Annotated in this window: 17 protein-coding genes; 12 read left to right on the forward strand and 5 right to left on the reverse strand. The window is 63.7% G+C overall.

Going from position 1 to position 23,371, the window contains the following annotated elements; genetic code table 11:
- Positions 1-15: 15 nt before the first annotated feature.
- The 6 genes from AC3WTE_RS30740 to AC3WTE_RS30765 are packed head-to-tail and all read left to right on the forward strand — an operon-like array spanning position 16 to position 6,940.
- A complete protein-coding gene (locus AC3WTE_RS30740; protein ID WP_492443256.1) occupies positions 16-1,239 on the forward strand; it encodes an amidohydrolase family protein in 1,224 nt (407 codons plus the stop codon).
- Positions 1,236-2,138 carry a TIGR03619 family F420-dependent LLM class oxidoreductase gene (locus AC3WTE_RS30745; protein ID WP_492443257.1) on the forward strand — a complete coding sequence of 301 codons (903 nt, stop codon included), beginning with the start codon at positions 1,236-1,238 and terminating at the stop codon, positions 2,136-2,138. The genes AC3WTE_RS30740 and AC3WTE_RS30745 overlap by 4 nt, the downstream gene beginning before the upstream one ends.
- Positions 2,139-2,151: 13 nt before the next feature.
- The gene (locus AC3WTE_RS30750; RefSeq protein ID WP_492443259.1) at positions 2,152-3,306 is read left to right on the forward strand and encodes an acyl-CoA dehydrogenase family protein; all 1,155 of its coding nucleotides are present in this window, start codon (positions 2,152-2,154) and stop codon (positions 3,304-3,306) included.
- Positions 3,306-4,085 (forward strand): enoyl-CoA hydratase/isomerase family protein, encoded by a 780-nt coding sequence (locus AC3WTE_RS30755; RefSeq protein ID WP_492443288.1) that lies wholly within the window; start codon positions 3,306-3,308, stop codon positions 4,083-4,085. The genes AC3WTE_RS30750 and AC3WTE_RS30755 overlap by 1 nt, the downstream gene beginning before the upstream one ends.
- The gene (locus AC3WTE_RS30760) at positions 4,078-5,700 is read left to right on the forward strand and encodes an AMP-binding protein (RefSeq protein WP_492443261.1); all 1,623 of its coding nucleotides are present in this window, start codon (positions 4,078-4,080) and stop codon (positions 5,698-5,700) included. Before AC3WTE_RS30755 ends, AC3WTE_RS30760 begins: the two co-directional genes overlap by 8 nt.
- Before the next feature lie 46 nt (positions 5,701-5,746).
- Positions 5,747-6,940, forward strand: a complete 1,194-nt coding sequence (locus AC3WTE_RS30765; RefSeq protein ID WP_492443263.1) for a lipid-transfer protein — start codon at positions 5,747-5,749, stop codon at positions 6,938-6,940.
- Between the two features lie 57 nt (positions 6,941-6,997).
- Here AC3WTE_RS30765 and AC3WTE_RS30770 read toward each other — a convergent pair whose 3' ends face one another.
- The gene (locus tag AC3WTE_RS30770; protein ID WP_492443265.1) at positions 6,998-8,626 is read right to left on the reverse strand and encodes a thiamine pyrophosphate-binding protein; all 1,629 of its coding nucleotides are present in this window, start codon (positions 8,624-8,626) and stop codon (positions 6,998-7,000) included.
- A gap of 163 nt (positions 8,627-8,789) precedes the next feature.
- Between AC3WTE_RS30770 and AC3WTE_RS30775 the strand changes: the two genes are divergently transcribed.
- The 6 genes from AC3WTE_RS30775 (at position 8,790) to AC3WTE_RS30800 (ending at position 14,531) form a co-directional block, all read left to right on the forward strand.
- The gene (locus AC3WTE_RS30775) at positions 8,790-9,974 is read left to right on the forward strand and encodes an amidohydrolase family protein (RefSeq protein WP_492443267.1); all 1,185 of its coding nucleotides are present in this window, start codon (positions 8,790-8,792) and stop codon (positions 9,972-9,974) included.
- 114 nt (positions 9,975-10,088) lie between these two features.
- A complete protein-coding gene (locus tag AC3WTE_RS30780; RefSeq protein WP_492443269.1) occupies positions 10,089-11,312 on the forward strand; it encodes a cytochrome P450 in 1,224 nt (407 codons plus the stop codon).
- Complete coding sequence (locus AC3WTE_RS30785) at positions 11,312-12,415, forward strand: zinc-binding dehydrogenase (RefSeq protein WP_492443271.1); 1,104 nt, start codon at positions 11,312-11,314, stop codon at positions 12,413-12,415. The genes AC3WTE_RS30780 and AC3WTE_RS30785 overlap by 1 nt, the downstream gene beginning before the upstream one ends.
- Before the next feature lie 26 nt (positions 12,416-12,441).
- Positions 12,442-13,221, forward strand: coding sequence for an enoyl-CoA hydratase-related protein (locus tag AC3WTE_RS30790; RefSeq protein ID WP_492443273.1), 780 nt, complete (start codon positions 12,442-12,444; stop codon positions 13,219-13,221).
- A 261-nt stretch (positions 13,222-13,482) separates the two neighbouring features.
- On the forward strand, positions 13,483-13,968 hold the full coding sequence (locus AC3WTE_RS30795; protein WP_492443275.1) for a cupin domain-containing protein: 486 nt from the start codon (positions 13,483-13,485) through the stop codon (positions 13,966-13,968).
- Positions 13,965-14,531 carry an NADPH-dependent FMN reductase gene (locus tag AC3WTE_RS30800; protein WP_492443277.1) on the forward strand — a complete coding sequence of 189 codons (567 nt, stop codon included), beginning with the start codon at positions 13,965-13,967 and terminating at the stop codon, positions 14,529-14,531. Before AC3WTE_RS30795 ends, AC3WTE_RS30800 begins: the two co-directional genes overlap by 4 nt.
- Positions 14,532-14,709: 178 nt before the next feature.
- Here the strand turns inward: AC3WTE_RS30800 and AC3WTE_RS30805 are convergent, their stop codons facing one another.
- The 4 genes from AC3WTE_RS30805 to AC3WTE_RS30820 form a co-directional block, all read right to left on the reverse strand.
- Entirely contained in the window at positions 14,710-15,975 is a 1,266-nt protein-coding gene (locus tag AC3WTE_RS30805; RefSeq protein WP_492443278.1) for an amidohydrolase family protein, read from the reverse strand.
- 48 nt (positions 15,976-16,023) lie between these two features.
- Positions 16,024-17,490 (reverse strand): aldehyde dehydrogenase, encoded by a 1,467-nt coding sequence (locus tag AC3WTE_RS30810; RefSeq protein ID WP_492443279.1) that lies wholly within the window; start codon positions 17,488-17,490, stop codon positions 16,024-16,026.
- Positions 17,491-18,628: 1,138 nt separating this feature from the next.
- A complete protein-coding gene (locus tag AC3WTE_RS30815; RefSeq protein WP_492443281.1) occupies positions 18,629-21,055 on the reverse strand; it encodes a carboxymuconolactone decarboxylase family protein in 2,427 nt (808 codons plus the stop codon).
- A 1,258-nt stretch (positions 21,056-22,313) separates the two neighbouring features.
- A complete protein-coding gene (locus AC3WTE_RS30820; RefSeq protein ID WP_492443283.1) occupies positions 22,314-22,829 on the reverse strand; it encodes a DoxX family protein in 516 nt (171 codons plus the stop codon).
- Between the last annotated feature and the right edge of the window lie 542 nt (positions 22,830-23,371).

A 23,371-nucleotide genomic window follows, 5' to 3' on the forward strand; every position in this document is an offset into this window, starting at 1 on the left:
CACGAAGGGACAATCATGGACACTTCACTGAACTGGCTGGTCTCCGTCGACGACCATGTCATCGAGCCGCCGCACGTCTGGCAGGACCGACTTCCAGCGAAGTTCAAAGAGGCCGGACCACACATCGTGCGCGACGCGGCCGGTGAAGCGTGGGTGTTCGAAGGCAAGCGCAAGCCCACGACCGGGCTGTCGGCTGCCGCGGGCAAGAAGCGTGAGGACTTCAGTCCGATGCCTGTCACCTACGACGACATGCGACCCGGATGCTACGAACCCAACGCACGCATCGAGGACATGAACCGCGCGGGTGTACTTGCCTCGCTGTCGTTTCCGTCGTTTCCGCGCTTCTGCGGACAGGAGTTCGCCGAGGCCGAGGACCGCGATCTCGGGCTGTTGTGTGTGCAGGCCTACAACGATTGGATGATCGAGGAGTGGTGTGGGGCTGCGCCAGGCCGGCTGATCCCGATGGTGATCCTGCCGCTCTGGGATCCGGCCCTGGCAGCCCAGGAGATCGAACGCACGGCCGCGAGGGGCGCCAAGGCGATTGCTTTCAGCGAGAACACCTATCAGCTCGGGTTGCCCTCCATTCACGATCGCAGCCGATATTGGGAACCGGTGATCGCCGCCGCCAACGACACCGGGATGCCGATGTGCATGCATCTTGGCTCGTCCTCGCAGCTGCCCGCGACGTCGCCCGACATGCCGATGCTGGGCGTCATTGCTCTCTCCCCGGTAGCCAGTACCGCGGCGGCCTGTATCGACTGGTTGTTCAGCCCGTGGTTGCCGAAATACGAGAACCTGAAACTATGCCTTTCCGAGGGCGGCATCGGCTGGATTCCCTACGTCATCGAGCGCTGCGACCATGTGGTGGAAGTCCAGCGTGGCTGGGCAGCCAAGGACGGGTTCAGCGCCGACGATTACCTCAAAGGTTGGGGCGGTGACGAGAGCAACATCGGTGGGCTCGATCTGTCTACCATGCCCTCAGAGTTGTTCCGTAAGCACATCTTTGGCTGCTTCATCGAGGACCCGTTCGGAGTCGCATCGATCGAGAAGATCGGTGTCGACAACGTGATGATCGAGACCGACTACCCGCACACCGATTCCACGTGGCCAAACTGCATCGAGGTGGCGCACAAGGAGCTCGCCGGGTTGTCCGACGAGGTCAAGCGCAAGGTCATGCAGACCAACGCTGCCCGGGTTTTCAACTTCGAGCTGCCCGAGCCACCCATCACGCGGCAATGACGGCGGTTCGCGCAGGGGGCATGGACGTCTGGCTATCGTTGCCCTTTCTGCCGGCCGAGGGTTTGCGCGAGCTCGCCCAGGCGGCAGAGAAGGCGGGTGTCACCGGTCTGGCTCTGTCCGAACATCCCTGTGTTCCAGCCGACTTCGCGTCGCCGTATCCTTACGGCGGCGCGAAGCCGGCCGTGCTGCCGACCGAAACTCTCCTGCCTGATCCTTTGGTCGCCATAGCCAGCTTGGCGGCATCGACATCTGCGGTGCGCCTCATGACCGCAGTCTTGATCGCGCCCCTGCGCCATCCCGTGATGCTGGCCAAAGAGGTTGCCACAGTGGCGACGATGTCAGGGGGAAGATTCGACCTCGGGGTCGGTGTGGGTTGGCTGCGTGAGGAATTCGAAGCTCTGGGCAATGACGGATTCGCGGTCCGAGGTGCGGTGCTCGACGAGATGCTTCCTCTGCTGGACCGCTTGTGGACGGGGCAACCGGTCGAGCATCGCGGCAAGCATTTCTCGTTTCCCGCTGTTGCCGTCAATCCGACGCCACCGCAGCGGATTCCGCTGTACATCGGCGGTTCATCAAAGGGCGCGCTCCGTCGCTGCGCATTGCTGGCAGACGGTTGGGTGGGCGCCAACCTCTCGGTCGAGGAGGTCGCAGGCGTGGTGTTGCGGCTCGGCGAAGCGCGGTCGGAGGCAGGCACTGATGAGCGCCCATTCGCGATCCGTACGGGCCTGCGTGGCACTGTGACCCCGGCCCGGATAGCGGCGCTGCGCCAGGCCGGCGTCGACTCGTTCATGCTTGCGCCCTGGCAGATCGGGGAGCGGCGGGAGTCCATCCGCGACTTGCCGGTTGCCGCTATCGCCGAGGCGTTACCCAACATGGTTGACATGATTTCTAGCGCGTAGGAGCGAATTGACAGTGAAGAGAACAATTTACGGCGAAGACCACGAGTCCTTCCGGGACTCGGTCCGCGCATTCGTGGACCGTGAGCTGACCAAAGACTTCGACCAATGGGAACGTAGCGGACTGATGGACAAGAGCGTCTTCCGCAAGGCGGGCGATGCCGGCATCCTTGGGGTCGCGGTACCCGAACAGTTTGGCGGAGGCGGTACCCCGGACTTTCGCTTCAACGCGATATTCCTCGAGGAGGTGTGCCGGGCCCGCATCATGAGCGCAGGTCTTGGCATCCAGAATCACGCCGACGTGGTGATCCCCTATTTCTTGCATTACGGCACGCCCGAACAGCAGATGCGCTGGTTGCCCGGACTCGCTTCGGGTGAGCTCGTCGGCGCCATAGCCATGACCGAACCCGACACCGGCTCGGACTTGGCCGCCATTTCGACATCGGCCAAACGCGACGGCGACCATTACGTGATCAACGGCAGCAAGGTGTTCATCTCCAACGGAATCAACAGCGACATCGTCATTGTCGTGTGTCGTTCCGGATCTGACCCTGCCGCACGCCGCAGTCTGAGCTTGATCGTCGTCGAATCGGACCGGCCAGGATTCACGAAGGGACGCAACCTCGACAAGCTCGGCCAGCACGCTGCCGACACCGCCGAGTTGTTCTTCGACAACGTCACCGTGCCTGCTGATCACCTACTCGGTGAGGAAGGCGGAGCCTTCCTGCAACTGATGGCGATGCTGCCGCAGGAGCGGTTGTCTATCGCGGTCATGGCATTGGCGCACGCGCGCGCCGCTTTCGACGACACGCTTACCTACTGCAAGGAGCGTCACGCATTCGGCCAGCCCATCGGATCGTTTCAGAACTCGCGGTTCCAGCTCGCGACAATGCGTACCGAACTCGATATCGCGCAGACGTTTGTCGATGCGCAACTCGCGGCTCACTTCGACGGCGAGCTGACCAGCGAGGAAGCGGCGCAGGCGAAATGGTGGTGTGCGGAGTTGAACAACCGGGTGCTGCAGACCTGTGTTCAGTTGCATGGCGGCTATGGGTACATGGAGGAGTGCGCCGTCGGGCGTGCGTGGCGGGACGGCAGGGTGATGTCGATCTACGGCGGCACCAACGAGATCATGAAGGACATCATCGGCCGGCGAATGCTGGGCGTGTGATGGACCTGGGGACACCACATCTACGGCTCGAGCGCCGCAACCGCGTGGCGTGGTGCACAGTCGACAATCCGTCACAGCGAAACGCCTTGTCCGATGCCATGTATGCCGGCCTCGGCCGGGTCATTCGTGCGGTCGAGGAGGACCCCGCTCTCGATGCGCTCGTCGTCACCGGCATCGAGGACGTCTTCATCGTCGGTGGCGACCCCGCCTCGCACGCCCACGAAGAGACCGCGCTCGGGGAAGACGATCTGCCGTTCACGCGGATGCACAACACCGGGATCCCGATCGTTGCCGCGATCAACGGGCATTGTCAGGCCAGCGGAGTGTGGTTTGCGGCGCTGGCCGACGTCGCCGTAGCCAGCGACCAGGCGCGGTTTCGCCTGCCCGAGTTGCGGCTCGGTGTCGCGGCGCCGTGGAGCTCAACGCTATTGCCCTCGCTGATCGGGCTCGCCAGGGCCAAGGAGCTTGCGTTGACCTCACGGAGATTCTCCGCCGAGGAAGCCCTGACGATGGGGCTGATCGCGCGGGTGGTGCCGCACGACGACTTGCACGAGGCGGCTATGCGCACAGCCGGGGACCTGCTGGAGGCCGCTCCGGCCGCCCGCTCGACGTGGAAAAGGGCTGCCCACGAACACATCTCGATCGTGGACGAACAGCTGGTGGCGGCGTCGATCAATACCGAAGAGGCGCGGGAAGGGTTCGCTGCATACGCCGAGCGCCGGGCCCCCGTCTGGTCGGCGCGACACCCGAGAAGTGAGGACCCAGGAAACAATGGCTGACGTCTGGTATACCCCCGACGAGGACCAGAGCGTTGTCGAATTGTTGCGGCAACGCGCCGACGAACTCGGCGAGCGTGCATTCCTCGACTTCGGCGGGGATGCGTACTCCTACCGCGAAGTCTGGGATCGAGCGTCCGGATATGCGGCCGGACTGGCCAAGACCGGGCTGCTGCCCGATGAGACGGTCGTGACGATGCTCGACAACAATGTCGACGCGGCGGCACTGTGGTTTGCAGCCAACCTGCTCGGCGGCATTTGGGTGCCGGTCAACACCGCACTCAAGGGCAGTTTCCTCGCTCACATTGTCTCGGATTCGGGTGCACGCGTCGTTGTGTGTGAGGCAGACTTCCTCGATCGGATCCGCGTGGAACTACCGAATCTGCCTATGTTGGAACGTATCCTGGTGCGCGGCCTCGATACGGCCAGCCAACTCGGGACCGTATCAGTAGAACCACTGGCAGATTACCTGCTCGAACCCGATGAAACCGTGCACGTCGAACGGGCCACCCACGACACCGCGCTGATCATCTATACGGGCGGAACGACGGGCCCCTCGAAGGGCTGCGTGATCTCCAATGGGTATGTGTTCAGCTCGGCACGCGGATTCATCGAGCAGTGCGGGCGCACCGAGGGCGAGCTGAACTGGAGCCCGCTACCGATTTACCACTTCAATCTGGTCAGCGGAACGATTCTCGGGACGATGATGCTGAGCAGTTCGGCGTCGATTGCGGCGCGGTTCTCGGTGTCGGGCTTCTGGCCCGAGATGAAACGCACGGGCGCCACGGTGGTGAATCTGCTCGGGTCGATGGTTTCGCTGATCGCCCGGATGGACGATACACCGGAGATGGCGGCCTGCCGTGGGCAGATCCGGGTGGTGCACGGGGCACCGTTCCCGGCAGAGCTCCAGGAAATCTGGCGTTCGAGGTTCGGGGTGAGCCTGGTCGGCGGCAACGCCTACGGGCTCACCGAGTGTTTCCCGCTCACCACGCTGCCCGCCGGGAGATCTGCGCCGCCCGGAAGCTCGGGACAAGTCAACGCCAGCAGCTTCGACGTCCGCATCTTCGACGACGCGGACCGGGAAGTGCCCGTTGGCGCGGTCGGGGAGATCGTGTGTCGGCCCCGGCGGCGCGGCGTGATGTTCGACGGATACTGGCGTCGACCCGAGGCTTATGCCGCCGTGACAGCCAACCTGTGGTTCCACACCGGCGATCTCGGCCGCTTCGACGAAGAAGGCTTCTTCTACTTCGCCGACCGGAAGAAGGACTATCTCCGGCGTCGGGGCGAGAACATTTCGAGCCAGGAAGTGGAGCAAGTCATCCTCGCTCACGACGCCGTCGCCGAGGTTGCGGTGCATGCGGTGAAGTCCGAAGTGACCGAGGATGACCTCAAGGTCACCGCGGTGCTCAAAGAAGGCGGACAGCTCGTGGAGGCCGAGCTATTCGAGTGGCTCAAAGACCGGATGCCCTACTTCGCCCTCCCGCGCTACATCGAATTCCGGGACGTCTTGCCGGTCAGCGCCGTTGGCCGAGTACACAAGTACCTGCTGCGCGACCAAGGCTGCACACCGACGACCTGGGATCGGGAAACGGCTGGCGTGACCTGGGACAGGCGTTAGTGCGCCGGGCCGAATCGTCATCAGTCGCTCAGTCAGGAGAATCACGATGCAGAAAACATATGTAATCGGCGTGGGCATGACCGCATTCGAGAAGCCCGGCCGTCGGGCTGATTGGGACTACCCCGACTTCGGCAGCGCAGCGGCGCGGGCCGCACTCGACGATGCGGCGATCCCGTATGCGCAGGTCGACCACGCCTTCGTCGGTTATTGCTACGGAGACTCGACATCGGGCCAACGCGCGCTCTATGACGTGGGGTTGACCGGTGTTCCGATCGTCAACGTCAACAACAATTGCGCAACCGGTTCGACCGCGCTTTACCTTGCGAATCAGTTCATCCGGGCCGGCCTCGCCGAGTGTGCGCTGGCGCTCGGCTTCGAGAAGATGCAGCGCGGCAGCCTGCGGGAGCATTGGGATGACCGCGTGGCCCCGACCGGTCGCCAGATCGAGATGATGACACAGCGACGCGGCTACACGCAGGCGCCGCCGGCCGCACAGATTTTCGGCAATGCCGGCCGCGAATACATGGAGAAGCACGCCGTCACGAGGGAGACCATCGCCAAGATCGCCGAGAAGAATCATCGGCACTCGGTGAACAACCCGTATTCTCAGTTCCGCGAGCAGTATTCGGTTGAGGAGATCCTCGCGGCACCGACCGTTTTCGACCCACTGACCAAGCTCCAGTGCTGCCCTACCTCGGACGGTGGTGCCGCGGCCGTCGTGGCCAATGAGGATTTCGTCGCTAGGCACGGGCTGCGCGCCCAAGCGATCGAGATCGCCGGCCAGGCGCTCACCACCGACGATGAATCATCGTTCGCCGGTGGTGACGCCGATCTTGTTGGATCACAGATGTCCGCACGGGCGGCGCGCGCCGCATACGAACAGTCCGGGCTCGGGCCCGATGACGTCCAGGTCATCGAATTGCATGATTGTTTTGCTACCAATGAACTCATCACCTACGAGGCGCTCGGTCTGTGCGGCCCTGGTGGTGCGGGTGAACTCATTGAAGACGGTGCCGTCGACTACGGCGGACCGTGGGTGGTCAATCCGTCGGGCGGGTTGATCTCCAAGGGGCATCCCTTGGGGGCAACAGGATTGGCGCAGTGCGCCGAGCTGACCTGGCAGTTGCGCGGTACCGCCGACTTGCGGCAGGTCGACGGCGCGAGGGCTGCCTTGCAGCACAATGTCGGCCTCGGAGGAGCAGCCGTGGTCACTCTCTACCGTCAGCCATCGCAGCCTTGATCTGGCTGTAGCTGAAAGCGTTTCGCCCCGGTCTCCGCGCTGCGGGATCGGGGCGTTTCAATGCGCGGCGGGTGTGGAGGAGTCCGTTCGAACATCGATGAGCAGCGGTCCACTACGTTGCGAGATTGCATCGCGGATAGCGTTAAACCCTTGGGGACCTTCGACTCTCAGGTTGGCCACCCCCATTCCCTCGGCGATTGCCGCGAAGTTCACGTCGCCGAGTAGGGCAAGATCGCGTCCTTTGCCGATCCGGTCGGTGATGGCTATCTCCGCACCGTAGGCACCGTCGTTGAAGACCACCACGACCAGGTCCAATCCATATCGAGCTGCCGTGATCAGCTCCTGCAGTCCCATGGTGAATCCGCCGTCGCCAGTGGTCAGAAGGGTAGGACGGTCGGGACGCCCGAACGAGGCTCCGATCGCAGTGGCTAATCCGAGGCCGATCGACCCGAAGTCGACGGTTTCGATGAACGCCGTGGGTTCGGTGACGTGCAGCCACGCGTATCCCGGAAGCATGAACAGGCCGGAGTCGGAAACGTACGTCCGCTCGGACGGAAATGCTTCATCGAGCAGCAACGTCAGTTCTCGGCCATCTACGAGATTCGTATGATGGGGCTGATATTCGTCGCGCGGGTCGAACGCCGCCAATCGTTTTCGCAACTCTTCGGTGCGCAGGGTGCCGCGGCGAGGCAGCTCGACCTCCGCCAGCCATTCGGTGAGAGTTGCGGCGGCGCGCTCAGCGTCTGAGTGCACCGCGACCGACACGTTGGCGTAGCGGCCCAGATGCGACGGCTCGAGGTCGATCTGCACCACGTGCTTGCCCTCCAGCAGTGACCCATGGGCACTGGTGTCCGGATTGAGGCTGGCGCCGAACGCGATCAGACAGTCGGCGGCCATGATGGTCTCGAGCCCGGCACTGTGTGACAGCGTGCCGCAGATGCCGAGATCGAACGGCTCGCCCCGAAAGAAGTCCTTCGCCCGCAGTGTGGTGGCTACCGGTGCACCGATCTGCTCAGCAATCGACAGGATCGACTTCCTGGCATTGGCCAACACGGCACCTCGCCCGGCGACGATCACCGGCCGGCGCGCCGCGGCGATAGCGCCGGCCGCTTGGTCGAGTGCATCGAGGTCGGGAGCGATCGCTTGGGGCGCAGGGACATTGACGCGTGAGGTCATATACGTAGTGGTCTGGCCCTGTAGGTTGACGGGCGCATTGAGCACGATCGGCCGTCGCTCAGCGCGCGCGCGTCCTACGGCACGGCTCACGTCATCGGCGATCGCTCGCGTGGAAGTCAGCTCTTGGACACCGGCTCCCGTCGGAATGATCACCGCGGACTGGTCGATGTGCTGACGTCCGTGGGGTAGTGACGCATCGGTGTCGCCGGCGAACACGACTACCGGCACGTGTGCGCGGGCTAAATGAGTCAGTGCCGTAGTGGTATTCGTCAAGCCGGGACCGTGCGTGATCGCGGCGAACCCGACATCGCCGGTCACTGCCGCATAGCCGCCCGCCATCAACACCGCGCCGTCTTCTCGCGCGGCCTTGACATAGCGCACTCCGTGCACCTCGCCGAGCTCTGCCAGTACGTGAATGTTGCCTTCTCCGAGCACCCCAAAGACTGTTGTCACACCGTGGTCGACGAACGCTTGGGCGATGGCCGCATGGCCGGAAACTTCTTTCGACATCGTCGTCATGAAACCATGCGGAGTCCCATTTCGGGCCCCCGGTCGGCATCGATTAGCCCGTTACGGGGGTTGAGCTGATACCAGCACCAGCAGCGACTTGTGCGCCCGCGCCAACCCGCGAAACATCGCCTTCACGGTAGTTCGGTTCCATGAGGAGGAAGACGTGTCAACGGTTCTCGACGTCGACAGCCATGAGATGGCTCCGCTGGAGCTATGGGGCGAAGTATTCGGACACGAAGTTGCCCGCCGGATCAACGAAGTCGGATTCGACATCCTCACCCGGACGCGGTCGAACTCGCTCTCGGTTCCAGACCTCACGGGCGACACCACACCGATCAACCATGAAACGGTCTGGCAACTGAAGGGCGCGAGCGCCCCCTCCGCAATCGATCTGCGGCGGCGACCGGCGGTGCTCGACGAAATGGGCATCTCGCGGCAGTTGGTTTTTCCCACTTTCGGACTGTTCGCCATGATCTTGATGAACGACCCGAATGTCGACACGTGGTTCGGATTCGATTCCGAGCGCTTCAATGCGCGGGAAATTGGTGAACTCGCCGTCGCCGCACACAACAGTTGGGCTGCCGACATCACGCGCTCGACGTCTGATCGCGTGCGGCCAGTGGGCATCATCATGACAGATACGTCGGTGGAATCGATCCTCGAGCAAGCGCGCAGCGCGATCGAGCGCGGCATCCGGGCTCTTATGATTCCCGCCAACGTGCCGCCGGCGGGCGCCTCGCCGGCACACCCTCAGCTCGATCCGTTCTGGCGGCTCGCCGCCGAGGCCAACATCCCGGTAACAATTCACCTGGGCACCGACAACGGCTTCGTCTCCACCTCGAATTGGTCGAAGGGCGTAGAGGTCTTCCACCCCTCGGACAAGTCCAGCATCGAGCTGCCGATCGAACCATATCGCGCCACCAACATTCACTACTGCGCCGAGAATATGGTGTCCACGATGGTGCTCGGCGGTGTCTTTGAGCGCCATCCCACGTTGCGTTTCGGCGCAATCGAACTCGCGGCCGGATGGGCAGGTCCGCTCGCCGATCGGCTCGATAACTGGGCGTCGACGATGTTCCGGTCCCGGTTGAAGGACACGCTGAGCATGGCGCCCTCGGAATACCTGGCCCGAAATGTGCGTGTCACCCCGTTCTATTTCGAACCGTTGGCGCGGTACTACCAACAGCACGCCAATGTGTGGTCGATGTATTGCTATGCAACAGATTTCCCGCACGTGGAAGGTGGGAAGGACTCACGGGCAGTACTGGAGCAGGCGCTGGCGTCTGAGCCGGCGATCGTCAGTGAGCAGTTCTTCAACACCAACGGGCAGCTGCTGTTGCCGGACTGACGGCGAACGGCCCGGACACCGGGATCGTGACATCCCGCAGACCCGACGACACGACTGAGATCAGGATGCGCAATCGGGAAATCCCCTACACAACAACAGAATTCAAAGGTTGATATGACCCAGATGCGGTATAGCGACGTACCGGCCAGTGCCGATGTCGAACGACTCACCACAACGTTCGACCATCTTGATGAGGCACTCAACCACGAGGTGTTGCAGCAGGTGTACAGCCGACTGCAGACGGGGTGTCCGGTCCCCAAGACGTCTGCGCATGACGGGTTTGCGCTTGTCACGCGCTATGACGACGTGATCGAGGTGGAGAAGGACACCAAGACGTATTCATCGGGCCGCAACGGCGTCCTGCATCCCCGCCACGAGGGGCGGCCACTGAGTATTCCGATCGAGTTCGACGGCGCCGAGCACATCGCCTACCGGAAGATCTTCATGGAGGTGCTCAGTGCGCCGCGGGTGCGAAAGCTGCTGCCCTACCTGGAGGATCTCACGAATCGTGTGCTCGATGAGTTCGCCGCGGGCGGCGACACCGACTTCGTGCAGAACGTCGCGGTGCAGATACCGGTTCGCGCTGTCGGCAACCTTCTCGGCTTTGGCGAGGATGCCAATGAGGAGCTGCAAGCCTTCGCCACCAAGGTTCTCGAGAACGCCGGCACGCCGGCGATGGTCGAGGGGCTGGCCGATCTGGACGCTCTGGCGATCGCTGCGTGTCAGGAACGTCGTGAACAACCCCGCGCTGACTACCTGAGTGCATTGGTGCAGCTGGATTTCGGTGGGCGGCCGTTGACCGATGACGAGCTCAACAACATCATCCGCACGTTCGTCTTCGCCGGATTCGAGACCACGGCTCGCGCGATCGGCAACCTGGTGCACCATCTGGTGACCCATCCCGAACTTCAGGCCGAAATGCGTTCGGGCGATCTGCAACTGGAAGGCATCGTCGAGGAAGGCCTGCGCCTGCTTCCACCGGTGCACACGATGTTCAGGACGACAACCATCGCAACGACGCTGGACGGCTGCGACCTAGCCGAAGGCGAGCGAGTAGTACTGCTCTACGGCGCCGCCAATCGTGATCCCGACCAGTTCGAGGACCCGGAAACGTTCTGTCCTAACCGAACCAATCCGCGCCAACACGTGGCGTTCGGAATTGGTCCGCACTATTGCGCCGGAGCGACGCTGGCACGCGCGGAGATTCATGTCCTCCTCGAAGCGCTCATGGAGCGTCCGGCGCTGGAATTGGCTGGCACGCCACGTCACAACCCTCATCTGATGATGGGGCAGATGATGGGAGTGGACTACCTGCCGCTGCGTTTCCAGGGGGCGTGATGACGATGCGTTCGGCGGTGTTGCACACTCTCGGTTCGGATCTGTCCGTGGAATCGGTCGAGCCGCTGCCGCCGGGGCCGCGGGACGTGGTGGTGGAGGTTCGCGCCAGCGGGATCTGCCACACCGACTTGTCCATGCGCAATGGTCTGTTCCCTATGATGTTCTCCGGTCCGATGATTGGCGGCCATGAGGGTGCCGGTGTCGTGGTGGATGTCGGCGCGCAGGTCTCGCGGCTGTCTATCGGAGACCGTGTTGTCACCTCGTTCCGGCCGGCGTGCGGTGCCTGCGTGTACTGCGCCGGCGGGCGCACCCACCTCTGTGATTCTCTTGGCTCGTTCCTGCAGCGCCCCCGGGCATCGCGGTCGGACGGTTCTCACGCGGTCGCCATGAGTGGTATCGGCACGTTCAGCGAATTCCTGACGTGCGACGAGGCGTCGGTCGTGCGCGTCGAATCCGACCTGCCCGATGCACATCTGGCGTTGCTTGGCTGTGGAATGACCACGGGGGTGGGGGCCGCGCTATTCACCGCGCAGGTACACGCCGGAGCCACGGTCGCCGTACTCGGGTGCGGAGGAGTGGGGCAGTCGGTCATTCAGGGCGCCGTGGTTGCCGGTGCAGCTCGCATCATCGCCGTCGACCCGGTCGCTTCCAAGCGTGAGATCGCGTTACGCGTCGGCGCCACCGATGTGGTGGATCCTGCAGGCGGACCGGCGACCGGCCAAGTACGTGAGTTGCTGCGTGGACGCGGCGTGGACTATGCCTTCGACGTCGTCGGCGGCGCTGAGACGTTCGCCTCGACGTACGGGATGCTCGACAAAGGCGGAATGCTGGTGCTCGTGGGTTATGGGCCGATGGACAGTGAACTGCGACTGCCGGCATTCGACCTGCAATCTCACGAGAAGACGGTGAAAGGCTGTGTCGCTGGCTCGGCGCAGATCCGGCGCGATTTCCAGATCTTCATCGACCTCATCGAACACGGCCGACTGCGGACCGCCGACCTCGTTTCGCAGGAGGTCAGCCTCGATGACATCAATGTCGCGATGAAAGCGATGCTGTCGGGCGACGTCGTCCGCAGTGTCATCACCACGTTCGGACGGCGATGACGGAGTCGATCCCTCGTTATTCCGAAATGCCCGGCGCAGACCCGGCTGCGATCGATGAAGCGGTGCTCATCGAGGTCGTCAACGACCAGATCATGGTTATCACCCTCAACCGGCCGCGGGTCAAAAACGCGATCGATTCGGCAATGTCGATGGGGCTATACCAGGCACTGCGAACCCTGGATGACCGCAACGATCTACGCGTGGGGATACTGAACGGTGCGGGTGGTACCTTCTGCGCCGGAATGGATTTGAAGGCTTTCGCCCGCGTCGGCAAGCCCAGGGGCGTTCGGGAGCTGCTGCGGACGGGCACTAAGAAGCCACTGTTGGCCGCGATCGAGGGGGTCGCTCTTGGTGGTGGGCTCGAACTCGCCTTGATGGCGGACCTGATCGTGGCGGCCAGTGGCACTCAGCTGGGCCTGCCCGAGGCCCGCGTCGGCCTGTTCCCGAGTGGTGGTGCGCTGCAGCGCCTGCAGGGCATGGTTCCGCGCTCCATCATCTCCGAGATGGCGTTCACCGGCGACCGGATGAACGCTGAGCGGGCCTACCAAGTCGGTCTGGTATCTCGGCTGACAGCTCCGGGGGAGGCCTTGCCCGAGGCGGTGTCGCTTGCGGCACGCGTGACCAACTGCGCCCCGCTCGGTGTCCTCGCCGCCAAAGAGCTGCTGAGGGAGCTACCTCAGTCCGGCATCACGGAGTTCTGGCGGCGGCAGGGTGAGCTCGCTGACGCCGTCGCCTGCTCGGACGACGCGAGAGAAGGCGCTCTCGCCTTCGCTGAAAAGCGTAAACCGTTGTGGCGCAATACCTAAGGGCTGCTACCGAGCGGCACGTCGCAATCCCGGCGGCAGCCATCGGGCGGGCGTTGGGGTGGCTGATGTGTCGCCCCGAAGGCGACCGGAGTGCGAGCGTTGAGAGGGTGTTAGCCCGAGCAATAGCACCAGCAGCCACTTGGCCCGGGTGCGGTCGAGTCGTAGCGTCGACATACGAGGCGTCTGGACAGCCCTGGGCATCGTTGCACGGCGTTCCAGCCACCCGAACGCTGCATATCACCAAATCTAGGAGGTCTTTCGGTGCCGACGTACTACAAGAGCGACGATCCCGACTACTTCGAGGCGATCACGCCGCCAGAACTGCGGTGGGCGGGGCAGGCCACCCGTGAAGTGATGCCTGGCTGGGACCTGGGCGCCATCGTGATGTCGGAGGACGTTTCCGACCCAGCCGCGCCGGTGGTGTCGATGCTGAAGATAGCCCCTGGTGACACACTGCCGCGGCACGCCCACGATTGCTTCCGAGTAGAAGTGATCATTCAGGGATCGATTTCGCTTCCGGACGGTACCGTGCTGAGTTCCGGTGACATCATGGTGTCGCAGCCGCGGGTTTTCTACGGTCCGCATGTCGCCGGCAGTGAGGGATGCCTGTCCGTCGAGATCTTCTCGGCTGCACAGGGTATGCCACCCATCGGCGACACCGAGGACGCTGGTGCCGCGGCGGTCAGCGATCGCGTTCAGGAGGCCACGGCACGGCTGCGGGGCGAGACCGCGTCGCCCAGCGCATGAGTCTTCGGCGACCTCTCGTCGTGGGAATCGGCGGGACGATGCGGGCTGACTCATCGTCGGAACGTGCTCTGCGGCAATGTCTTCTGGCTGCTCAGCGGCGCGGAGCTGACACCGCGCTGTTCAGCGGAAAGCAGCTCGATTTACCGATGTACGATCCGCACGTCGAGTTTCGTGCCGAGCAGGCGATAGCTCTGGTGGAGGCCTTGCGGGCAGCCGATGCGGTGGTGGTCGCTTCACCCGGATATCACGGGGCCGTCTCTGGTTTGGTGAAGAATGCACTCGACTATGTCGAGGACCTTCGCGCAGACTCGCGGGTGTATCTGGACGGTACGCCGTGGGGCTGCATCAGTTGCGCGTACGGGTGGCAGGCTGCCGTCGGCACGCTCGGGCAATTGCGCACTATCGGGCACGCGTTGCGTGCGTGGCCTACTCCGCTCGGAGTGGCCATCAATTCATCTGGCGCCGTGTGGAATGACGACGGAACTATTACGGACCACAGTGTCAGCGCGCAGCTCGACCTGCTGGCCACTCAACTCGTCAATGGCATTGGTCGCGCCGCCTGATACGGCAAGGCGGGTTGTTGGGTCCTCAGGATCGCGTAGCCAGCAGACTCTGACAGTCAAACAGTTCTGACCACGAACAAGACACCGCAGACCGCAGATGTTCCACCCGCTTCGGCAGGACGACGAAGCCGCGGCCGCGTCGTAAGACGCTTATGGCCGCGGCTTCTATCGTGCGCGATCAGGCGGTAGCAAGCAACTCCGATTCGGCCTGCATGGACTGAGGCGGCTCTGGGTGGTGGTAGAGCGCTGCCGCATTACCCCAGCAGATCTTCTTGATGGTGTCGATGGGCAACGTTTCGAGCTCGGACCGGAACAATGCCTGGCTGTCGGGCCAGGAGCTGTCGGTATGAGGGAAGTCGACCTCGAGCATCATTCGGTCTTCACTGATGACATCGAGGCGGCGGAACGCCGAGGGGTCCTCGATCGAGGTGAACCAGAAGTTGCGGTGCAGAATGTCGACGGGGTGCACAGCGGTCCCCGCCCAGACTTCGGGTTCGGCGTCTCTCTGGCGATAGGCTCGGTGGAGACGCTCGACGACCATCGGAACCCACGAGATGCCGGCTTCGGACAGCACGATGTGAATATTGGGGTAGCGCTGGGCAACTCCGGAGAAGATCCAGTCGACCACCGTCTCTATTCCATTGAGCGGGAACAATGCGACCTGGGCCGGTACCGGGGTGTCGGGGGATGGGCAGCTAATCCGACCCGAGGAGCCGATGTGCAGGTTGATCGCCGTATCTGTGTCCGCGCAGGCCCGCCAGAACGGTTCCCAGTGCGCGGAGTGGACGCTCGGTAATCCGAGTTGTGCGGGGTTCTCGGTGAAACTGACAGCGTGAACGCCGCGTTCGGCGTTTCGGTAGATCTCCTTGGCGGCCAGCTCGGCGTCGGCCAGGTAGGTCAACTGGCAAGGGATGAATCGATCCGGATGCGATCCCGCCCATTGTTCGACTGCCCAGTCGTTGTAGGCCTGCACGCACGCGAACCCTGCATCTTTATCGGGCATACGAGCAAAGGACGTTCCGGCGAAGCCCCACGTAATCGAGGGAAAACACAAGGATGCCCAGATACCCGCAAGATCCATGTCCTTGACCCGGGCGTCGGTGTCGTACACCGACGCCCGATAATCCTTGAGCTGCATCTTGATCGACCGCCATTCGCTGATCGGTCGGTTGGCAGCGCCATCCATCCCGCTGAAGAAATGCCGCTTGTCGCCGATTTGCCAGGCGGGCCGGCCATCGACCTCAATGAGTTTTGGTGCGGCGTCACGGAACTTCTGTGGCAGAGTGTCAAACAGCGTCGCCGGCTCGAAGGCGTGGTCGTCCACCGAGATGACTGGGCACCAAACCGATCTCGGTTCGGGTTCCGGAAGGAAGGACAGTTCGTGGTCCGGGCCGACGGTGAAGATGCTCGAATCCGACAATGAGTCTTCGAGTTCGCTAGGCATGAGTACCCCTTCGCTCTGCACCGCACTCGGCGGCGACTTGGTGGAACTTCAATTTGATTCGAACAACGGCACTTGTTTGGGCTCGGTGAACGCCAGCAGTCCCTCGACGCCACACTCGCGGCCGATACCGCTTTGCCCAAACCCTCCGAACGGTGCGTCGAAGCTGCCACCTTGACCGTTGACGAGCAACAGTCCGGCTCGCAGACGTTTGGCGACGCTCACAGCGCGATCCGGGTCGGCGCTCCAGACACTGGCCGCCAAGCCGTATTCGGAGTCATTGGCGATGGCCACGCCCTGGTCGTCACCGTCGTACGGAATGACGGTCACGACGGGCCCGAAGATCTCTTCACGGGCAATGCGCATCGCGTTGTCGACGCCCGTGAAGACCGCAGGCTCCAAGTACCAACCGATATCGAGACCGCTCGGGCGGCCGCCGCCCAGAGCCAGCTTCGCGCCCTCGTCCTGGCCGAGGGCGATGTACCCCTCGACACGGTCGCGCTGACGTTCCGACACCAGCGGACCAATCTCAGTACGAGGGTCGGTCGGGTCCCCGACGACCAAAGACGACACCATGTCGCACAAGGCAGCGGTGATCTCCTCGAGCCGGGAGCGGGGTACCAGAATGCGCGTCTGATTGGTGCAGGTCTGCCCGCTATTGCGGAAAGCCGCGTCGCGTAGACCGTCCATGGTTGTCTTGATGTCCGCATCGTCGAGCACCAGCGCAGCCGACTTGCCGCCGAGCTCGAGGGTGCAGCGACGCAGGTCGCGCCCGCAGATCTCCGCTACTCGCCGTCCCGCCTCGGTGGAACCGGTGAACGCCACTCGGTCGACGTCGCGGTGGCTGATCAGGTGCTCACCGGCATCGCGATCACCGGGTACCACGTTGAGCACGCCGGGTGGGAGCCCAGCCTCATCAAAGATCTCCGCCAGCACCAGTCCATCGATGGCGGTCTCCGGGGAAGGCTTGGCCACCACGGTGCAGCCCGCTACCAGCGCGGGTGCGATTTTCATGAGCAGGAGCGCCTGGGGATAGTTCCACGGGGCGATGGCGGCGACTACGCCGGACGGGTCATGGACGACCAGCGCGGGCAGGCTCAGCCCGGTGCGCTTCTGCTCGACCTCGAATTGCTTTCCCAGCGTGGTGAAGTAACCGAGGATGTGTTGGGCGATGGGGCTCTGCCCGTTGCGCGAGAACGTGATCGGGCTGCCCATCTCCGCAGTGATGAGGTCGGCGAGTTCACCAGAACGTTCGGCGAAGAGTTCTCCGGCACGCTCCAGATAGCGGGTGCGCTCCGCTATAGGCAGGCCGGACCATGAGCCGTCGTCGAATGTGCGTCGGGCCGCTGCCACCGCGCGGTCCATGTCTTCAGCCGTGCCGTCGGGCGCGCAGCCGACCACCTGGAGCGTGGCGGGCGACACGATGTCACGCTGCGGTCCGGTCGACGCCACCCATTGACCCCCCACGTAAATCGCTTCCCGCTGACGATCGCCGCGCTTGGGCCGACCTGTTGTCATCCGTTACCACCTCACGAGATCGATTGCTTTGCAACGCGGCTGGTGCCGAGCGGTCATCTGCCGGACGCATCGAACCGCTTCAGCGCCAACTCCCTGCGGGCTGAGGCGAACTGTCCCGCCGTCGTGGCGAGCTAGCCGGGATCGAGCCTTTCGGGAATTGGCCGCAGCGCGATGTAGAGTCCAGGGTCATCACTGCGGCCTCGCAGGGCAAGAACCAATGGTGGTGGAGGTAGTACCCTTCTTTCCCGATGCTGAGCCGCGTCTGGAGGATGCCGCAATGGCTGTGTGCAGGCTCGGTGTCGAAAGACGCTGGTGCCGCGGGTAATCGGCGCTGATACAACCGATCATGGGTTCGCCAATCGGAAATCTGATTCATGGTCCGAACGTACGCAACGTCGGTCTTCTCCCGACCAGATCGGAAGTCGTTATGGCTAGGGATAATTGGCGCAAAGGCGGCCACGATTGCAGGCGAGCTCTTGGCCACCTTCAACAGTGGTGGTGCTGACTGCCAAGCGTGGAAAATGCTCCTGACAAGTGGTGGTGCAAGCAACGGGCACGCCGTTCGTCGCCGACGATGGAGGACTTCATGGACACTTGCTCGCGGCATCGACAGCGAGTGACGACGACGGTCACTCCGACGACTGGTGTGCGCGAAGGAGCTCAAGGAGCTGCGCGAGCAGAGCGCCTGCCTCAAGTGGCTGCCGGCCGGGGCAGAGTTGGAAACCGGCGCTTTGCAGGAGGTCTCGAAGCGAAATTTCTGAGCCCAGCTGCCGACGGTCGCGCCGTGGAAATGCTCAAAGGAGCGCTTGGTATGTGGAACCGTTGGCGTGCAAGACCGTTGGGCTGGCCCGCGCCTCCGCCGCCGCCTGTCCTTGCCTCAAACCGCTGACGATCCAGACGCCGAAAATGCCGGCCTGGTTGCGTGCCTACGCCACCAAACACCGTGCGAGGGGTTCCGCGTGCCTGGGCGGCGCTGAGACACGACGAGCGCCGTCAGGTCATCAATAGGACGAACACGCGGGCTGTCGCTTTCCCTGCGGAAGCGAAGTCCGTTGTGGTGCAACCGCTGACCAAGCCCGGCCCAAGGCGCGACACTGCCCCGCAGTCCCTAAAGAGTGCGGGGCAGTGGACTATTCGGCTAGATCGCGACGAGAGCGTCAGGCGGAATGGGAACCGAGAAGGCGTTGAGCAACGCGGATGCCCCCAGATAGGTCCCTGCCAGGTTCACCAGGTCGATCAAGCCCTGCTGCCCGAACGCGGCCTCGGCCTCGTGGTAGAGCTCGTTGTTCACACGGTAGGTCGTGACAAGTTCCTGAACGAAGCGTGCGGCCACCAGCTCGTCCCCGGTCAACCCCACCGGGGCTCGCCCACTCGCCAACGCTGAGATGGCCTCTTCAGGTACGCCGACGAGACGGGCCACCTTCTCGTGCGACCAGACCTCGTACTCAGAGTTCCACTTTCCGCCCACCGCAAGGATCGCGACCTCCTTGACAGTCGGAGCGAGTGACGATGATGCGAACGTTTCTCCGACATCGAAGAGCGCCTTGCCGATCACCGGGTTATACAGGTAGGCGTTCAATGGGCCGATCAGGTGACCGTCGGGCGAGACGAGCTGAATGCCCGTGCGCTCCTGGATGGGGAGGGCGCGTTCCTTTATGTAGGCCTCCAGGGCCGCCTGAGCCGGGCTGGCGGTGCTCAGATCGAGCAAGGGCAGCCGGCCGCCCAGGCCGTTCGGGCCATCCGGCGGGGCGGGGGGCGTCGGCACCGGAGTCGGTGGTACACCGGGTTCCTGCGGCACGGGCGATCCCACGTTAAATGCATTCAGCAACGCAGATGCACCGAGGTACGTCGACGCCAGATTGACCATATCGACCACACCCGTCGTACCGAAGGCGCCCACGGCGGCCTGGAAGACGTCGTCGCTGACCCGGTGCGTAGACACCAATTCCTGGACGAATCGGGCAGCGATCAGCTCGTTGCCGGTGAGGTCCACCGGTGCTTGCCCGCTCCCCAGTGCCGCGATTGCGGTCTCTGGGACGCCGGCAAGTCGTGCGACCAACCCGTGCGACCACACCTCGTACCCGGATCCCCATTGTCCGCCCACCGAGAGAATGACGATCTCTTTGACTCTCGCGGGCAGCGTCGACGACGAGAAGGTGCCGCCGACGCTGAACAGCGCCTTACCGATCACCGGGTTGTACAGGTATGCGTTGAGCGGACCGATGAGCCGGCCGTCCGCGTCGACGAGCTGGATCCCGGTTGCCGTCTGGATGGGAAGCGCCAGCTGCTTGATCAGGGCAGCCAGATTCTTCTGCTCGGGGGTGGCGTTTTCAACGTCCAGATAAGGCAGCCGCCCGTCCAGACCTCCGCTACCGCCCCGGCTGCCTCCGCCGCCGCCTTGGCCAGCGGCGCCGTTGGCGCCAGCTCTGCCCGACTGTCCGAAAACTCCTCCAGCGCCGCCGGCGCCGCCGATTCCTATCATCCCGGCCGGGCCGCCGATGCCTCCGGCACCACCGAGTCCGACGCTGTTGGTCAGTGTGCCGTCAGGCATAGTTACGACAGTGGCTCCGCCGGTACCTCCGAAACCGGCCTGGCCTCCGTCGCCCGCATCGCCGCCGACTCCGCCGTCACCGCCTTTCCCGAGGAGAATTGACCCTCGGCCACCGACACCGCCGGAACCCCCGTCGCCGCCGGCGCCACCGCTTCCGCCCGGGGCACCGTCGGTGCCCGCGGTGATCGCGTCGGCGCCGTGTACGCCCGCGCCACCGCCACCGCCCGCGCCGCCCATCCCGCCGGTGCCGGCACGGCCGAACAGCAGCGCGGCGTTGCCGCCGGCACCACCGGTACCCCCGGTGGTGCCCGCTTTACCACGACCTCCGTCAAGGACCGCCACACCCACACCGCCGTTCGCGCCGGTGCCGCCATCACCGCCGGTGCCGCCGTTACCCCAGAGCAGCCCGCCGCTGCCTCCGCTACCGCCGGCGGCGGATCCGCCACCATTGCCGCCGGCGCCGCCGTTACCCCAGAGCAGCCCGCCATTGCCGCCGTTTCCTCCGACCTGACCGAGCTGTGTGCTCGACCAACCGGCGCCACCGTTGCCGATCAGCCAGCCGCCGCTGATGCCGTTCGGCTTCTCCTGTGTTCCCGCGGCACCGTCACAGACCAGGCCGCATCTTCCGCCGAATGCGAACAGCGAGTTGATCGGCACGAACGGCGACGGCGCGACAGTCGGGGTACCCGCCGCGCGGTTGCTCGCCGCACGATCGCCGTTGTCGCGCGCGGCCACCGACATCAGACTGAGCAGCTGTCCGACGGGTGCCGCGGGAACGCGTCCGTCGTCCGCCGTGCGAGAGTGGCTGTCAGCTGCGGCGTTTGTGTGGCTGATGCCGCCGCCGGACGCGATGTTCTGCTGCGCTGAGACCGCCGAGCCCGGTGGTTCGGGGGTGGTCCCGGCGTCCTTCTTCTTTGTGGTCGACTCTGTAGACCGCTTCGATTGTGAGGGAGGACGGACGGTTGTGCCGGTGACAGTCTCTGCCCGGGTTCCGGTGTTCTGATGGGCGGACACCACAGATGCTGGCCGCTCTGACGGAGTATTGCCGTTTGTGTCTGCGTTGTGGCCAGCCTCTTGCCGAGCGGTTGCCGTGGAATTCTTTGTGCGCTTAGAAGTTTGGGACCCTGTCCCCGGCGTCGAGGTTCCTGACGCCGAACCGCCCGGTGACTCGGATCCGCCTGCAGGCGTTTCGGCTGCTGCGGTCCCGGCGCCCGCAGAGATCGCGACACCCAGTCCCACCGCTACCGCTCCTACGCGGAACCACTGCGCGCAGGACTCTGCGGAGTGATGGAGCCGCTGAGATATCGTGCTCGGTACCTCTGCGGCCGAGGCCAATTGAACCTTGCTGATATCGAATCGATGTGTGTGGCGTTGGTGCTGCGACGTTGCAGCAATGGTCCTCAACTCCTCGGTGGATATCTGATGCCATCGGCAGTGCTTCACCGGTCGTAACTGACGGGCTTGCTGATTTATAAGTCTGGTGCTCGGGGGCGGTCAATAGGAGCGCAGAGCCAAAGGAGGGTACTAGTTGTGCCCGTTTGGATTGTGCCCGTATGGATTTCGTGTGACGCACTGCTGCGAAGACGCTGTGCTGGCGTCCTTCGGCCCGACGCCACAGTGTTCGGGTGTCGGCTGTGAACGGCCACCGTCGGGCGCCGACGACTGGACGAACGTGATACTGCGGGCACTAGCGTCATCCGGCACTGGCGCCTGTCACCGGCGGCCGTAACGCTGATGCTCCAGCCCTCGGAAAGTAGCTGCTTCGATGCCGAAGTATTAGAAGATCGATGCCCGCGATGTTGCTCGGCGCCATCAGGTCTTGACGCCGCCGCGGACTCGCAGCTTGTTGAATCGTCACCCAGGAGGCGGAGCTTGATCGACATCGCGTCGGTCCAATCGCGGACGTCACGCTGTAGGGACTGATGTCGACACGCGGCCGCCGATCAGTGAATTGTCGCTTAGTTCTGTGGATTTCAGCTGCTGCTGTTTCAGGTCGCCGAGCCTGAGGCGCTACTCGAAGCTCCCGGCGACGTGCTGAAGCAGCCAGATAGGAAGGCCCGCGTGGTGATCGGCGACTTCGAGCACGAGCACAACCATCGACACAGCCCCAGCTCTAGAACCAGGCGGACTCAGCATGGGGGACTCGTCAGTTCGACCGACTGATCGTCCGGTTCGTCCTAATGTGGCCCCCGGCAACCTAGGGGGGCTGCCTGACGACGACGTCCTGCCTCGCTTCGGGCAGATTGCTTCCGGACGCACTGGCGGGTTGCCGTTAAGTCTTGGCGGGTGGGCGGAAGAAGATCAGCAGTTGCCCGATACTGCCGGCCAGGCCCAGCACCACGGCGATGGTCAGCCCGCACCAGCCGTGCAGCAGGTGGTAGAAGCTGCTGCCGCCGAACAGCAGGCAGTCCAGGCTGTAGCGGCCCGCGCCGGTGCCCGCGATGGCCACCGCCGCGACGCCGAGTATCAGGTTGTACTCCCAGCCCGACTTGACGATGAAAAAGCCGTTGTCGCGGTGCACGGTCCAGGCGGCCACCACCATCAGCGCCACGAAGCCCGCGGCGGGGATCGGGGTCAGCAGGCCGACCGCCAGGCCCAGGCCGGCTAGGAGTTCGGTGCTCGCGGCCAGCCGGGCGTGCAGCATGCCCGGCTTCATGCCGATGCTGTCGAACCAGCCGGCGGTACCCGGGATGCGGCCGCCGCCGAAGAACTTGTTGTACCCGTGCGCGGCCATGGTCAGGCCCAGCACCACCCGCAGCAGCAGGATCGAAAAATCGTAAGCAGTCATCTGCCGTCCAATCTATGGCGTCGGCCTAGGTAACCTCGGCGCCGTATACGTAAACGTCAAATAGCGCGGTGTGCAACATATTTCAATATGAATGAGAGTCAGCGGACTGTGCTGGTTGGCCTCTCGTGGCAACGCCTGATCCGTGCAAGCATCAACCAACACGACATTGATGTCAAGACCTACGAAAAGTTCAGCAAGATAAAGGTTTTCATCGGAGACGCGACTATTGAACGAGTATGCTCGGGGATCGGGTCATCCATTGTGGAGACCGCGAGGTCGCGCGCTGATGCACTGGTCTGCGCTACAACTCATTTGCTTTGCCGACGAGAGGGTGAAGCGCATCAATGGAGGCATGATGTCACGCATTGCATCGTTAAATGGCTATCCAGCTGGCGTTTTCGGATGTGCCGTCATGGTGGCCGGCGCGATGCTTGCAATGGCGCCGATGGCGCGAAGCGACGAGATTGAACCACCCTGGGGCTGGTGGAGACTGTGATCTCACCAGGAGAATGCAGATATGGGTGCACCAAGGAAGTTCGATG

The sequence above is a fragment of the Mycobacterium sp. FW102-FHT13B02 genome, assembly GCF_058790275.1.